15 protein-coding genes and 1 pseudogene are annotated in these 14,707 nt (G+C 62.5%); 7 read left to right on the forward strand and 9 right to left on the reverse strand.

What is annotated here, in order from left to right; genetic code table 11:
- Nucleotides 1–13: 13 nt before the first annotated feature.
- From IM737_RS04590 to IM737_RS04605, 4 genes are all read right to left on the reverse strand, one after another.
- Nucleotides 14–940, reverse strand: a complete 927-nt coding sequence (locus IM737_RS04590) for an FAD-binding protein (RefSeq protein WP_236898688.1) — start codon at nt 938–940, stop codon at nt 14–16.
- Nucleotides 940–1,695: an electron transfer flavoprotein subunit beta/FixA family protein gene (locus IM737_RS04595; protein WP_236898689.1), complete on the reverse strand. Its 756-nt coding sequence runs from the start codon at nt 1,693–1,695 to the stop codon at nt 940–942. Before IM737_RS04595 ends, IM737_RS04590 begins: the two co-directional genes overlap by 1 nt.
- A 114-nt stretch (nt 1,696–1,809) precedes the next feature.
- Nucleotides 1,810–3,114: a DUF3422 domain-containing protein gene (locus IM737_RS04600; protein ID WP_236898691.1), complete on the reverse strand. Its 1,305-nt coding sequence runs from the start codon at nt 3,112–3,114 to the stop codon at nt 1,810–1,812.
- Nucleotides 3,115–3,144: 30 nt separating this feature from the next.
- Nucleotides 3,145–4,407, reverse strand: a complete 1,263-nt coding sequence (locus IM737_RS04605) for a Glu/Leu/Phe/Val family dehydrogenase (RefSeq protein WP_236898692.1) — start codon at nt 4,405–4,407, stop codon at nt 3,145–3,147.
- Between the two features lie 177 nt (nt 4,408–4,584).
- Between IM737_RS04605 and IM737_RS04610 the strand changes: the two genes are divergently transcribed.
- On the forward strand, nt 4,585–5,313 hold the full coding sequence (locus IM737_RS04610) for a FadR/GntR family transcriptional regulator (protein WP_236898693.1): 729 nt from the start codon (nt 4,585–4,587) through the stop codon (nt 5,311–5,313).
- A 956-nt stretch (nt 5,314–6,269) separates the two neighbouring features.
- A pseudogene (locus tag IM737_RS04615) lies at nt 6,270–6,434 on the forward strand (JAB domain-containing protein); the annotation flags it as partial.
- On the opposite strand, the gene IM737_RS04620 reads toward IM737_RS04615, so the two are convergent.
- The 3 genes from IM737_RS04620 to IM737_RS04630 form a co-directional block, all read right to left on the reverse strand.
- Nucleotides 6,426–7,667 (reverse strand): GNAT family N-acetyltransferase, encoded by a 1,242-nt coding sequence (locus IM737_RS04620; RefSeq protein ID WP_236898694.1) that lies wholly within the window; start codon nt 7,665–7,667, stop codon nt 6,426–6,428. The pseudogene IM737_RS04615 and the gene IM737_RS04620 sit on opposite strands and share 9 nt — an antisense overlap.
- Before the next feature lie 104 nt (nt 7,668–7,771).
- A complete protein-coding gene (locus IM737_RS04625; protein WP_236898695.1) occupies nt 7,772–8,506 on the reverse strand; it encodes a cytochrome c biogenesis CcdA family protein in 735 nt (244 codons plus the stop codon).
- Nucleotides 8,507–8,615: 109 nt separating this feature from the next.
- Nucleotides 8,616–9,152 (reverse strand): AAA family ATPase, encoded by a 537-nt coding sequence (locus IM737_RS04630; RefSeq protein WP_236898696.1) that lies wholly within the window; start codon nt 9,150–9,152, stop codon nt 8,616–8,618.
- A 181-nt stretch (nt 9,153–9,333) separates the two neighbouring features.
- Between IM737_RS04630 and rpe the strand changes: the two genes are divergently transcribed.
- Genes rpe through IM737_RS04655 form a run of 5 tightly spaced genes read left to right on the forward strand, consistent with a single transcriptional unit; the run spans nt 9,334 to nt 12,738 of the window.
- A complete protein-coding gene (rpe, locus tag IM737_RS04635; RefSeq protein ID WP_236898697.1) occupies nt 9,334–10,014 on the forward strand; it encodes a ribulose-phosphate 3-epimerase in 681 nt (226 codons plus the stop codon).
- A gap of 30 nt (nt 10,015–10,044) precedes the next feature.
- On the forward strand, nt 10,045–11,373 hold the full coding sequence (gene purB / locus IM737_RS04640; RefSeq protein ID WP_236898698.1) for an adenylosuccinate lyase: 1,329 nt from the start codon (nt 10,045–10,047) through the stop codon (nt 11,371–11,373).
- Entirely contained in the window at nt 11,370–11,783 is a 414-nt protein-coding gene (locus tag IM737_RS04645) for a GNAT family N-acetyltransferase (RefSeq protein WP_236898700.1), read from the forward strand. The genes purB and IM737_RS04645 overlap by 4 nt, the downstream gene beginning before the upstream one ends.
- A complete protein-coding gene (locus tag IM737_RS04650) occupies nt 11,780–12,331 on the forward strand; it encodes an RBBP9/YdeN family alpha/beta hydrolase (RefSeq protein ID WP_236898702.1) in 552 nt (183 codons plus the stop codon). The genes IM737_RS04645 and IM737_RS04650 overlap by 4 nt, the downstream gene beginning before the upstream one ends.
- Nucleotides 12,328–12,738 carry a GNAT family N-acetyltransferase gene (locus IM737_RS04655; protein WP_236898704.1) on the forward strand — a complete coding sequence of 137 codons (411 nt, stop codon included), beginning with the start codon at nt 12,328–12,330 and terminating at the stop codon, nt 12,736–12,738. The genes IM737_RS04650 and IM737_RS04655 overlap by 4 nt, the downstream gene beginning before the upstream one ends.
- 135 nt (nt 12,739–12,873) lie before the next feature.
- Here IM737_RS04655 and IM737_RS04660 read toward each other — a convergent pair whose 3' ends face one another.
- Together IM737_RS04660 and IM737_RS04665 are read right to left on the reverse strand one after the other, a co-directional pair.
- Nucleotides 12,874–14,394: a peroxidase family protein gene (locus IM737_RS04660; protein WP_236898706.1), complete on the reverse strand. Its 1,521-nt coding sequence runs from the start codon at nt 14,392–14,394 to the stop codon at nt 12,874–12,876.
- Between the two features lie 164 nt (nt 14,395–14,558).
- Entirely contained in the window at nt 14,559–14,705 is a 147-nt protein-coding gene (locus IM737_RS04665; protein WP_236898707.1) for a hypothetical protein, read from the reverse strand.
- Nucleotides 14,706–14,707 lie beyond the last annotated feature (2 nt).

Consider the following 14,707-nt stretch of genomic DNA (forward strand, 5'->3'; position numbering starts at 1 on the left):
GTCCGTCACGCGCTCACAGCTTTCCGACCAGCTCTGGCAGCACGTCGAACAGATCGCCGACCAGGCCGAAATCCGCCATTTGGAAGATCGGCGCCTCGCTGTCCTTGTTTATCGCGACGATCACCTTGGAATCCTTCATGCCGGCGAGGTGCTGGATCGCGCCGGAGATGCCAATTGCGAAGTAGATGTCGGGAGCGACCACCTTTCCCGTCTGACCAACCTGCAGGTCGTTCCCGACGTAGCCGGCATCGACTGCCGCACGCGAGGCGCCGATGGCGGCGCCCAGCTTGTCGGCCAGAGTTTCCAGCAGGGCGAAATTCTCTGCCGATCCCACACCCCGCCCTCCCGATACGACGACGCGTGCGGAGGCCAGGTCGGGCCGTTCGGAAGCAACCGTCTGCTCCGAAAGCCAGCGCGACAGGCCTCGGTCGGAGGGAGCGACAACGGACTCGACCGGCGCGGCCGGTTGATCCGCCACCGGCGAAAAGGCCGAGGTTCGCAGGGTCAGGACCTTGACACCATCACCGGACCGCACCGTCTGAAGCGCATTCCCGGCATAGATCGGGCGCTCGAACGTCTCGCTGTCGATGACGCGCACGACATCCGTAACGACCATCGCGTCCAGCAGTGCCGCCGCTCGCGGCAGAACATTCTTGATCGAGGGGGTCGAAGGCGCGGCAATGCAGGCAAAGCCCGGCGCGACGCCGACGATCAATTCTGCCGTGGCTTCGGCCAGACCGTGCGCCAGGCTCGCGCCATCGGCCCGCAGGACCTTGGAGACGCCCGCCAGGGTTGCGGCCTCTGAAGCGGCAGTACCCACGCCCTCCCCGGCAACCAGGACGGTCACGTCGCCCAGTGCGGCGACGGCTGCAATCGTGCGCGCCGTCGAATCGCGTTGAAGCGCTCCGCCGACGACCTCGGCAATCACCAGCACGCTCATTACAGCACTCCCCGCTCGCGCAAACCGGCCAGCAACTCATCGACCGTTCCCACGATCCTTCCAGCGGGCCGACCCGGAGGCTCGACCGTCGTCAACACGGCAAGCCGCGGCGAGAGATCCACGCCAAGTTCGCTCGCGGAACGCTCCTCGATCGCCTTCTTCTTGGCCTTCATGATGTTGGGCAAGGAAGCATAGCGAGGCTCGTTGAGCCGCAGGTCGACGGTGATCACGGCCGGCAAGGGCAATTCGATGACCTGAACCCCGCCATCGACTTCACGATCAACCCGCACGACCGCACCATCCACCGCAACGGCACACGCAAACGTCGCCTGCCCCCAACCGAGCAGTCCGGCAAGCATCTGTCCGGTGGCGCCCATGTCGTTATCTATGGCCTGCTTGCCCATGATGACGAGCGAGGGCTGCTGCTCGCCCACGACCTTGGCGAGGATCTTGGCGACGGCCAACGGCTCCATGTCGCCCTGACTTTCCTCTGTCTCCACGAGGATGGCGTGGTCGGCTCCGAGCGCTATGCCGGCGCGGAGCGTCTCCTGTGCCTGCCGGGGGCCGATGGAGACCACCACCACTTCGGTCGCGATGCCCTTTTCCTTGAGCCGCACGGCTTCTTCCAAAGCCAGCTCGTCGAAGGGGTTCATGGACATCTTGGTATTGGACAGATCCACGCCGGACCCGTCGGCTTTCACCCGCACGCGGACATTGTAGTCAACCACACGCTTGATCGGCACAAGGACCTTCATCGGACCATTCCTACTCTTCGAGGCATGGCCGAAGGATAGCCGCCGCCCGGGCTCCGTTCAGCCAAATAGCACGCCAGAACAGAAAGTTTTACTTGCGCGTGCCCTCACGGCAGCTCACTTGGTCGCCGGACCGTGCCCTTCCGAAAGCCTCGTGCGCCGGTAGATCGTCAGGGCGACTCCGGCCACGACCAGGGGACAGGTCAGCGCAACCGCGATCTCCGCGATGCCATGATCGGGCAGCAGGGCCTTGAAAAGATAGGCCAGCAATCCGACGACGTAATAGCTGACGGCGGCGATCGACAGGCCCTCCACGGTGCGCTGGAGCCGAAGCTGCATTTGCGACCGCAGATCCAAGCCTCGCAAGATATCCCGGTTCTGACGCTCGATGGCAACGTCGACCTTCGCGCGCAGCAACTGGGTGGCGCGAGCGAGCTTTCGCGACAGGTTGATCTGACGCTCCTCGATCGAGAAGCAGGTCTGCAGGGCCGGCGCCATGCGGCGGCTGAGAAAGGCCGGAATCGTTTCCCGGTCGGCGATCGGCTCGAAGCCGATGGCTGCGATGCGCCCGAGAACGATGTTCTGGTACGCCCGGCTGGCCCCGAAGCGAAACAAGGAATGGGCTGCCGATGCTTCGAGCCGAGCGGCCATGCGGACCAAGCGGTCGAGAAGAACCTCATTGCCTTCGAGGGCGTCCGTCTGGGTCATTTCCTGAGTCACCTGCACCAGATCGCGCTCGATCGACCGAACTGTCGGCTCCACCGCCTGTCCCTCCGGAATGCACAGAAGTGCGAGAAGCCTATAGGTCTCCAGCTCCAGCAGGCGCTGGACCAGGGCACCGATGCGCATGGCCGGTACGTTGTCGCAAACGACGAGGATGCGAACGAAGCCTCCGGCGTCGGGCTTGAAGTCGGTGGCTACGGTGGCCGCGCCCTGCTCGGCCTTCATCATGCACAGCGACTCCTTGGCGAACATGGCATCGATATCGGGTGCCGCGGCCGCGTCCACCACTCGCAGGTCGATCGAAACCAAATGCGGTCCGGGCTGGGGCAGCCATGCCATCGCCGATGCAAGCTCGGCTGCGGCCATCTCGAGTTCGGCGCACCCTGGCGCACGCCGGTACCAGCAATAGCTGGTGAACTCGTTGTGGCGCTCCCAGCGCAGATCAGTGCCATCGACGTTGACCCTGTGATGCCGCGCGGACGGTGCGATGGCGGGTCCACCCCGGTCGACGGATAGAGCCGACAGCGCATCGGCGCCAACATCGCCGTCGGATGAGAGAAAGGCGAAATGAACCAATCTGGCTGGCGCCTCGATGGGTCGGAATGGCCGCGCATGCACCTCCGACAGCACGGCGGCCCGGTGCTCGTACGGCTCGAGATTCAAGGTTGGTGCATCGATGCCGGATGATGGCTGAAACATGATGATGATCTCTTTTGGAAGCAGAGGCCGCTACGGGAACAGGCCGCGGCTGCGCTTGGCCTGCATGACCCTCTCCACACCGATCGAGAGCGCAGCCTCACGATTGCTCAGGCGCCGCGACTCGGCGCGCCGACAAACGGCCTCGAACGAACGGGCAAGGGTCCGGTTCAGCTTTGCGTTGACCTCGGCCTCGTCCCAGAAGAACTGCTGGAGGCCTTGGACCCACTCGAAATAGCTCACGACCACACCGCCGGAGTTGCAGAGTATGTCTGGAATGACATGGATCTCCGGGCGTAGCTTGAGGATGGCGTCGGCCTCCGGAGTGGTCGGGCCGTTCGCGCCCTCAGCCAGGATGCGGCATTGCAGCAGCCCCGCATTTTCGGCGTCGATCACGCGCTCGGTCGCGGCGGGAACTAGGATGTCGCAGGGCTGCACGAGCAGGTCCCGCCCGTCGAACCGGGCCTGATCTGCCGCGCCGATCAGAGCACCGGTGCGTTGCACATGAAGGTCGAGCGCCGCGATGTCGAGCCCCTTGGGATCGTAATAAGCCACGCTGTGATCGCTGACCCCCACGATCCGGACGCCCGCGGCCGCGAGCGCCTGGGCGGCAACTGCGCCGACATTGCCGTATCCCTGGACGATGGCCCTGGCGCCATCGAGCGGCAGCTCGATCCGTTCGGCGACCAGTCCGATGAGGTAGAAGACGCCGCGCCCGGTGGCCTCGCGCCGCCCGGCAGTGCCGCCGGTCGCCACCGGTTTGCCAGTCACCACTTCGGCGACTGTGCGTCCCTGGTACATTGAATAGGTGTCCATGAACCAGGCCATCACGGTTTCATTGGTTCCCATGTCAGGTGCCATCACGTCCACATGTGGGCCGACGAAGGGTATCATCTCCTGCATGTACCGACGCGACAGCGCTTCTAGCTCGCGGGGCGACAGCGCGCGTGGGTCGACTGCGACACCGCCCTTGGCGCCGCCATAGGGCAGGCCGGCCAGCGCGCACTTCCAACTCATCCAGATGGCCAGCGCTGCAACCTCTCCGACGTCGAGAGTCGGGGCGAACCGCGTGCCGCCCTTGGTCGGACCCAGTGTCAGATGATGCTGCACACGATAGCCCTGGAAGACCGTCAACGACCCGTCATCCCGGTGAATGGGACAGGAGACGGCCAGCGCGCGCTTGGGCATGAAGATCCGAGGGCGCTCGAACTGATCGATGTCGAGGATGTCCGCGACATTCTCGAATTGCTGGCGGGCCATCTCGAAAACCGGTCCACTGTAGATTGAGGTCGTCATCGCATTCGCTCCCTGGCGATTGCACGTGCATTCATTTTACACATGTATGTCAGCACATGTATGCCAAGTAGGAACTCGGAGGAATTGTCCCTTAGTCGAGTGTTGGCTCGTTGGAGAGTAGTCATTGAATATCCGGAAGAACTATGCCGTGCTGTTGCCCAGCTGTGAGAACCGATTGTGAATCAAATAAAGCCCCGGGAGAATCTGGCCGAAGCCGTCGCCTTGGAGCTGGCTTCTCGCATCGAGACGGGTCGATATGCACCCAAGAGCAAGCTGCCATCGAGCGAGGAGCTCTGCGTGGAGTTCGGCGTCAGCCGAACCGTCATTCGCGAGGCAATGGCATCTCTGCGGATATCAGGGTTGGTCACCACTCGGCAGGGCTTGGGGGCATTCGTCGCCGAACGAGCAACGCGATCGCTGGGTCTCGGCTTCGCTCAGTCGGACGACATCCGGTCCGCTCTGAACATTCTCGAATTCAGACTCGGCGTCGAGACGCAGGCGGTCGCGCTGGCCGCAAGGCGCAGGACTCCAGAGGCCCTGGCCGATATCGCACGGGCTCATGACGCCATGCAGCGCGTCGACGCTAATGATCCGGAAGCCGAGGCCCGAGCCGATCTGGAGTTCCATCGCGCCCTGGCCCGCGCGACAGGAAATCCGCACTTCTCCGAATTCATTGAGGTTCTGCAGATGGACCTGAGTTCGGAGATACTTCTCAAGCACATGCAATCCGCTGCCGACTACCGCATTTATCTCGCAACCATCAACGAGCAACACGCCAACATCTTCGCGGCCATAGCACGCTCGGATCCGCAGGCGGCGACAGCGGCGCTTGCCCAGCATCTCGAGGAGAGTCTGGAGCGCTATCGCGCCGTCCTGGAGGGCAGTCGGTCGGGTCCTCACGCCTGAACCAGCCGCTTCACCACAAGGCGAGAAGGGACCGGTCGCTCCGGCTCAGGTTATGCAGTCAATCATGACCACCGGCCGGTGCTTGGCTCAAAGCCGGGCGGACGGTCATACTTCCGCCCATCCCGCCCCACTGGTGACTACGATCATGGCGTCGAAGCCGCGTCCGTCCTCCTTCGCGGAGGAGATCAAAGTGAGCCAAAAAGCACATTCTGTCCGAAGCAGGACATGCCGAACCGCCGATCCACCAATGTGGGGAATGCGGCGGACGCTTGCTCGATGTCCGCGGCAAAGACGTTCGCATCTGGTACGCTGCGAACATGACGAATACTGTGAAAACATCTTGCCGGCCTGCACCGCATGCGGCACAGGTTCTGCCGCGCCGATCAACCGGATCGCCGGATCCGGGCGCTTCGGCGATTTCCTTGGCTGCGTCAGAGAGCCTTACGCACGAGACAACCGAGGGCTACTACTTTTCGGACGACGAGGCGGCAAAGTCCCGTGCCCAGATACAAACGTCGGCCAGAATATTTAGGCACCGCAATGCGGACCTCACCGCAGAGTGGGAGAGGACCAAGTCAAGCATCGGCATTGAAGCAGGTGGCACTATGGCAGTCGTGAGGCAGGTCGGCAACTGTCAACCTCGACGGCCTTGGGGAACCGTTGGAAAATGGGGCGCCAAGCAGTGCCCCAAAGCGATCGCATACGCGGCTTTGGAATGTCGGCTATCCGGGTTCGCGGCACCCGAAGCGGACAGGCAAGTACCGGCCCCAAACCTGCGAAAGCGGGAGTGGGGTGATCACGGCTCAGCCCACTTCCGCGGTCTCAGCGCAGCTACCTGCCCCCTGCCCCAGCGAAACTCCGGGCCTTAAGGGATGTCGTGTCGCCCAAGAGGTCCGGGCCCCAGTCTTGCGCCATTATGATCCAGCGGGATCATCGGTGATCCAGCGGGAGTGAGCGTGATGCACAACCACCCGTCGGGCGATCCGGCGCCCTCCTCCGCCGACGTGCGGATGACGCGCGAAATCTCCGATATCGCCAAGCCCCTGGGCATCACGCTGCACGATCACATCATCATCGGGAAATCGGGCCACGCCTCGCTGCGCGGCCTCAAGCTACTCTGATTTATCAGCCGGCGTTTCCGGCTTGGCGGTCGAGCCAGTCACCCGGTCGAACAGCTGCCGCAAGGTGCGGATGGCAGACTTCAGCTGCGGGTTGGCCTTGATGGCCGCCCGGGTCTTCATGAACGCCTGATGGCCCCGCACGATCAGGGCGCCCTGCGGCGTCAGCCCGATATAGTGCTGCCGCAGCGGCGTCTGCACATTGCACCAGTGGCGCTTTTCGTCGGTAAAGCCGCTGCCCATGTCGAAAACGCGGATGCCCTGGTCGAACACCGTCTGCATCACCCGCAACAGGCATTGCTTGCCCGGCGAGCCGTTCTGGATCGCCGGATCGTCGCTCATCGACGAAATCAGGCAGAACATCCGGTCATTGTGGACGATGTTGTAGCGCACCGCGACGATGTCACCATTGAGCTTGAGCACGTGCAGCCGCACGTCGATCCCCGAATCCGGCTTAACCGTATCGTGGTAGAAGCCGATCAACTTGTCGCGCACGAAACTGTCGCGAATGCCCATCGCCTTGAAGCGCGCCGAGCGCTGCTTGAACATGGTTTCGATAGCGCAACGCGTATCGCCGCCGTTACGGATTTCCTCGAACGAAACCGCGCCCAGCGCATCAAGCCGGTCGCCCTGCTGCCGATCATGCTTGCGACGCGATTTGCTGCGCTGCAGCTTGTCGCATTCTTCCCAGGTCGCGTATTCCGAGCGATAGAGCGTCTCGACCGCCAGCGTCGCGCCAAGCTCGTCGAACAGACCCTGATGGCCGCCGACCTCGGTCGGGATAGACCGCAGATAGACGACGTCGGCGCCGGTCAGTTGACCGGTCATTGCCGACCACAGCTTGCGCCGACCCTCGACACCGAGTGCCGCCAGCCGGTCATAATCGGCGACCGGGGCGTAGCAACCCACATTGGAACCGGGGAACCAGGTCAATACCGGCAGGCCATGCACACGCTTGCGATGCAGCGGCAGCAGGGCGATGGCCACACCATCGACACGCCCCACCACATAGCGCTGATATGTCGGCGCGATCCCGCGATCGGCCACCCAGGCTCGGATGAAGTCATAACTCTGGCCCGGCGACTCTATGGCCGCTGCTGTCAGTTCCCGCCACACCGCCTCGACATCCTCGATGCGGTTGGTGACCAGCACGCTGACTTCGTCAGTCGCAGCAACCGCGGCGTCGCTGCGCGCCACCGCAGGCTGCGGCAACGCTTCGTCCAAGACTGTCAGCAAGGTTCCACTCATGGCGGCACTGTGCCCCGCAGGGGTAAATCAGTGCTGAACTTTGGACGAGCAAAAACCCCGTTCTCTGACAAGGGTTAAGCGGCGCTTACCGGTCAGCCGAAGCTTGCAAGGATCGGGAACGTCTCGAGGAACCAATAGGATAGCCGGGTGAAATTGCCCGTCAGAAACAGCACGCCGGTCACCACCAGCAGCACGCCCATCACCCGCTCGACCGTATGGAGGTGTTTCTTGAAGCCCTGGAAAAAGGCGAGGAACGGCCCGATGGCAATTCCTGCCAGAAAGAACGGCACACCCAGGCCCAGCGAGTAAAGCGCCAGCAGCCCGGCCCCATCCCACGCCGTCTCCCGACTCGCCGCCACCGACAGCACCGCTGCCAGCACCGGACCAATGCAGGGCGTCCAGCCAATTGCAAAGGCCAGCCCGAGCAGGAAGCCGCCCAGCGGCCCGCTGGCCACGCCCGGACCATTGTGCCGCATCTGCCGGTCGAGCAGGCCGATGCGATAGACGCCGATGAAATGCAGGCCCATGGCAATGATCAGCACGCCGGCGACAGGCGTCAGGATCGGCAGTGCCTGCCGGAACGCCTGCCCGAACGCCGTCGCCGTCGCACCCAGCGTTACGAACACCACGGCAAAGCCGAGAATGAAGAACAGCGACGTGAACGCCACCCGACGCTGCAAGGCTCCCGCTGTCGTGCCTTCATCGCGCAGCTGATCGAAGCTCGCGCCGCTCATATAGGTGAGATAAGGCGGCACCAACGGCAGCACGCAGGGCGACAGGAAGCTGAGCACGCCCGCCCCGAACACCAATGGCAGAGAAAATTCCAAGAGGCCGACGCTCCGATTGCGCCGCTGTTCTACCGCGCAGCCGTTACAATGCAATGCGCGGGGTGTCGCATCGCTGGTTTGTGATGCGACCTCCTGAATGATTTCGAGGTCAGATCCTGTTGACCCAATCCGCAACTTCAATCGCCGCTTCTCTCGCGGACAATCTTGTCACGTCAAGCTTCAACAAGTTCGGCTCGTCGATGCCTGCGAGAACCTTGCCATGCTCATGGTTCCTGATCGCCATTTCTGCATCACGAGGCTTCCTCTTCGCAGCCCGCCCGACCGCCCAAATGCGGCGGACATTTTCATCGAGATCGCAATGAACTTGAACCACGAACAATGGCCCACGCGCCCGCCCCAGCAGGACAATGCGCCCCCATTCCGCATCGCCCCAATCGCTCTTTCCAGCAAGCACAGTCGTCAACACTACCGGCACGTTTGCCGGTAGTTTCAGTATCAGGTCGTGCGCTATTGTCTCGACCTTCTCAACCGCTTCGACAAACTCCGGCGATTTGAATTCGGTTAATGCAAAGGCAACGTTGTAGACGCTGTGAATGTCCAACAGACGGCCGGACAAGATCGAAGTAAGCTCCTGGCCAATAGTGAGTTTCCCCACCCCAGGATAACCATTCAGGACGATGATCATTGGACTACCTCTACCGACAAAGGCCAATCACGACCCTTCTCAGCAGAAGTAGACCCCAGCAGCGGGAAATCTGTCTATCCCGCCGATGGGAATTGCCCCCACTCGGATCACTCCACACTTGCCCTTTCCCCCGTTCCAGCCCTATAGCACCCTCACCCCTCCCTGCCGAGGCGCCTCCTTCATGACCAAGCAACTCATCCGCATCGCTCCATCGATTCTGTCGGCCGATTTCAGCCGCCTTGGTGAGGAAATCACCGCCATCGATGCGGCCGGGGCGGACTACATCCACGTAGACGTGATGGACGGCCACTTCGTGCCCAATATCAGCTTTGGTCCTCTGGTTATGGCTTCGGTGCGCAAGTTCACGGCCAAGCCGTTTGACGTTCATCTGATGATCGCTCCGGTCGATCCCTATATTGCCGCTTTCGCCAAGGCGGGAGCTGACACCATCACCGTTCATGCAGAAGCGGGCCCGCATCTGCATCGCACGCTCCAGGCCATCAAGGCCGAGGGCAAGCGCGCCGGCGTCGCGATCAACCCGGCTACGCCGGTTTCCGCCCTGGCCCATGTCATCGACGATATCGACCTGCTGCTGATCATGTCGGTCAATCCGGGCTTTGGTGGCCAGAGCTTTATCCCGGAAAGCCTCAACAAGATCCGCCAGGCCCGCGCGCTGATCGGTGATCGGCCGATCGATCTCGAAGTCGATGGCGGCATTTCTGCTGACAATGCCCGCGCCGTGGCCGATGCAGGCGCCAATGTTTTCGTTGCCGGCAACTCCGTCTATGGCGGCAACGACGCCACGACCTATGCCCCGCGCATCGCCGCCATTCGCCAGGCCGCAACCACGCGCCTTGCCTGAATCTGTTTTCGAACCTGGAAGCCTAAGCCCATGATCCCGCGCTATTCTCGCCCCGAAATGGTCTCCATCTGGTCGGCCGAGACCCGCTTCGCCATCTGGTTCGAGATCGAGGCCCACGCGACCACCAAGCTGGCCGAACTTGGTGTCGTACCCAAGCAATCCGCCCAGAACATTTGGGACGTGATGAACGCCCGGAAGGCCACCACCGGCGACTATGGCTTCGACGTTGCGCGCATCGACGAGATCGAGCGCACCACCAAGCATGACGTCATCGCCTTCCTGACCCATCTCAGCGAGATCGTCGGCCCCGATGCCCGCTTCGTCCACCAGGGCATGACCAGTTCGGACATTCTGGACACCACGCTGTCAGTGCAGATGGCCCGCGCCGCGGACCTCTTGATCGCTGACGTCGATGCCCTGCTCGCTGCCCTCAAGCGCCGCGCTTTCGAGCACAAAAACACCATCACCATCGGTCGCAGCCACGGCATCCACGCCGAGCCGACCACGTTCGGCGTCAAGCTGGCCGAAGCCTATGCCGAATTCACCCGCAACCGCGCCCGCCTCGTCGCGGCACGGGCGGAGATCGCCACGGCCGCCATTTCCGGCGCCATCGGCAGCTTCGCCAATATCGATCCACAGGTCGAGGAATACGTCGCCGAGAAGCTCGGCCTCGCCATCGAGCCCGTCTCGACGCAGGTCATTCCGCGTGACCGGCACGCCATGTTCTTTGCCACGCTCGGGGTCGTCGCGTCCTCTATCGAGCGCGTCGCCATCGAAATCCGCCACCTGCAGCGCACGGAAGTGCTCGAAGCCGAGGAGTTTTTCTCCCCCGGCCAGAAGGGTTCCTCGGCCATGCCGCACAAGCGCAATCCGGTGCTGACCGAAAACCTCACCGGCCTCGCCCGCCTGGTGCGCGGCATGGTCGTTCCGGCGCTGGAAAACGTCGCGCTGTGGCACGAGCGCGATATCTCGCACTCGTCGGTCGAGCGCATGATCGGCCCGGACGCGACCGTCACCCTCGACTTCGCCCTGGCCCGCCTCACCGGCGTCATCGACAAGCTCGTGGTTTATCCCGAGAACATGCGGAAGAATCTCGACCTGCTCGGTGGCCTGCACAATTCCCAGCGCATGCTGCTGGCGCTGACCCAGGCCGGCTATTCGCGCGAGGACAGCTACGCCGCCGTACAGCGCAATGCCATGAAGGTCTGGGAAATGCGCGGCGACCGCAGCGGCCAGTTCGCAGCCAACCTCAAGGCCGACCCGCAAGTGACTCTGCCGGATGCGCAAATCGACGACATGTTCGACGACGCCTACCACCTCAAGCATGTCGATACGATCTTCAAGCGGGTGTTTGGATGAGCATAGTCTGCGCCCAGGAGACCGGCCTAACCGCCGAGGAATACATCGCCTGTGTGGGCCAGTCCGTGCTCGGTCAGAATCGTCCGCTAGGCAATCCTGAGCGGGTGCAGGCCTATCTGGACAACTCGAACCTGACCATCACCGCCCGCAACAAGCACGGCACGCTGGTCGGGCTGTTTCGTGGCACCACCGACTGGCACTGGGTCTGCTACTGCGCCGACCTCGCCGTTGCCGAGACTCACCAAGGCCGGGGTATCGGCAAGGCGCTTATGGACAAGGGCGGCGAAATTCTTGGGCCTGGGGTCACCATCACACTGTTCTCGCTCCCCGGCGCCGAGGGCTTCTATAAGGCGATCGGACTGACGCAGACCGATGTCGGTTTCTATCACGATCGGACTGTAAGCTCATGAAACTGGCCGAATGCGACATCCTGATCCTGCCCGGCTTGGGCGGCAGCAAGCCCGGCCACTGGCAGATGCGTTGGGCCGAGCGCATGGCCAATGCCGCCATTGTCGAGCAGGCCGATTGGTGGGAGCCCGATGCGGACGACTGGATTTCGACTATCGATCAGGCCTGCCGCCTAACCAGCCGCCCAGTCGTTCTCGTCGCGCACTCGACATCGGTCGCTGCCGCTGTGCTTGCCGCACCACGCCTGCCTGAGAATGTGCGCGGTGCGTTTCTGGTCGCGCCGACCGACGTCGAACTCAGCCCTGCTGCGCCGGAAGCCATCCACGTTTTCCGGCCCATCCCGCGCGACCCGCTGCCCTTCCCATCGATGGTCGTAGCCTCCAACAACGATCCCTATGTGACGCTCGAACGGGCCGTCGAGTTCGCCAACTGCTGGGGCTCCGACTTTCACCAGGCCGGCGACGCCGGTCATATCAACATCGAGTCCGGTCACGGCCCCTGGCCCGAGGGCCTGCTGATGTTCACCCGCCTGATGCAGCGCCTAAAGTGAGCGACTATGAACTGGTCACCGGTACGCCGGGTGTTGACGACTATCGTCGTCTGCGCCGGGTTTCCGGGCTGAGCGACAAATCGCAGGAGGCCGCCGAGGCCGGACTGCCGAATACCTGGTATGCCGTCACCATCCACCAAGATGGCCGCACGGTCGGTATGGGGCGCATCATCGGCGATGGCGGCACCGCCTTCCAGATCGTCGACATCGCCGTCGAGCCGGACTATCAGGGCAAGGGCCTCGGCAAGCGGATCGTCTCTGCCTTGGTCGATCACCTGCGCGCCAATGCGCCCAAGAGTGCCTATGTCAGCCTGATCGCCGACGGCGATGCGCAATATCTCTACGCCAAGTATGGCTTCGAACCGGTCATGCCCGCCTCGATCGGCATGGCGTTCAAGGTCACTTGACTGCATTGCCTACCGCTGGGCAAGAAAGACTGGTCGGCGCAGCTTGTAAGAGGTTGAGCACCTCCGACCGTGGTTCATGGCCGGAGGGTCCATCATTGCCCGAAGCAGCTACGCAATGGCCTAGACGCCAGGGCGTCAAGGTCGAGGCGGAAACTCATCGAACGCCACTGGCAGGCCCGAAAGCCGGATGATGGAGGCGAGCGACCACTTCCCTTCGTCCTTAGTAAGGCGATTTTCGAGGTTGAGCTTGCTGAGCAACTTGTCTCGATCCGGTTCCCAGTTGGGTTCGATGTTGAAGTGTGACAGAGGGTCGCCAAGCAGCAAACCGGCAAAAGTAGCGGCAACAATGACCGAGCCTACCGTGCCGAGGTGGTTGCCCTTGGCTGGACCGATCTCCGCTTCCTTAAGAATATAGAACCACAGCGCGTCCGGACCACCGTCGAGGTCTATTGGCTCCAGTCCGAGGTTCTTGGCAACTGCCGATCCGGCCGGCAGTTGCATCCTGACGCCCCGCACAAGGTTGCGCGCCGCCAGGACACCCATGATGTTGTTGATTTGGCCGGCGCCTCCCTGATGGGGCGCCCCCGGCAGATGCTGCAGCGCCGACGCCAGTTTGGTATCGAATTTGCGTGCCAGCTGCGGAAAGTCGCCCTGGGAACTCTGCATCTTCAGAAACCAATCCCATTGCAGAACGCGCTGTCCATCAAGCGCGCTGCCACCCCGGAGATCATTACCGCCAGCCGAAAAGGTCGGAAATCCATCGGCGGGTGCCGGGCCCTTGAAAAAATTGGTTCGGTAGCCGCCACGCACGAGGGAGTGGCCGAAGCGATACGCGGCAGCCGAAAACTCTACCGGCATGAACGGGCTGTTCTTCCAATTGTAAACGTCCTTGTAGCCAGCTTCCCAAACGGCCAATCCACCGCCATCCGCCTTCTTCTTGATGGCATGCTTGAAAACGACCTTGTCGCAGATGCGGGAGACATAGTCTTTCCACACCAGCCATTGGTACAGCCAACGCAGCGTCTGTCGCGCTGCAGCGAATGCCTCAGTCGGACTCTTATCGCCCTGTGCGTCGACCAGAGCGTTATGTGCAAGCAGGAACGCCAGATGCAGTTGCGCAACGATGATATTCTCGTCGTTCCTCGGGTCGGCGATGAGCGCAGTCTGATCCTCATTCGGCAGTCGCGATAACCGCGGAAGGTCGTGATACACGCCGCCGCCCGGCCGCTCAAATCCACTTAACGTTCCAACCCTTAGTCGACCGGTTAAGCCACCGTTGACGTGCTCATACAGATAGGGCTGCGCATCAGGGCCTTGGCCATAGATGCAGTCCAGATCAAGGCGCGGCGTGCGGAAGTTCTGCAGCCGGTTCGGGTCGGACTCCGCCTCGCTGAGCGGCGTCGTGTCCAAGGTGATGTCGTGGTCGACAAACTGTCCAAAATACGTATAGCCGGAGGGCAGCGATGAATCCTGGTCGCCGCCCGTGGCCGTCATCTTCTCATTGGCGATCGCCAACATCGCCTGCTCAAGTGCCTGTGCGCCAACGACCCCGTCGGGCGCCCAAGGTTTGAGGTCGGGAAATAATCGCCCGAAGCCTCCCTGATAAAACCGTGAACGTGGTGCTGTTACTTCAAATGATTTGTCACCGTGCTGCATGATGTTTCCCCTTCGACTGCAAATGCAGTCGAAGGGGATTAAATGCCTCTGGCGTTGATATATGTATTGTGAGTGTTACTGAGAGAACATCGCAGGTTTGAAGCCTCCACGGTCGGCCAGCCGCGAGCCGGGCCAGGTAGCGAGAACCGGCCTCGGCCCTTGCCTCAATTGGTCCGCCGCGCCGTAAACCGGATCGGCTCCTCTGTGCCGGGGACCGGCGTATAGGTGCAGGTCAGGCTCGATAGCACTGGTCGGCTCGGATCGAGGATGAGCGCCAGGAGGCCCAGCACCAGGTTGGGGCGGCAGATCATGC

This window comes from Devosia sp. SL43, from assembly GCF_021729885.1.
Classification (GTDB): domain Bacteria; phylum Pseudomonadota; class Alphaproteobacteria; order Rhizobiales; family Devosiaceae; genus Devosia.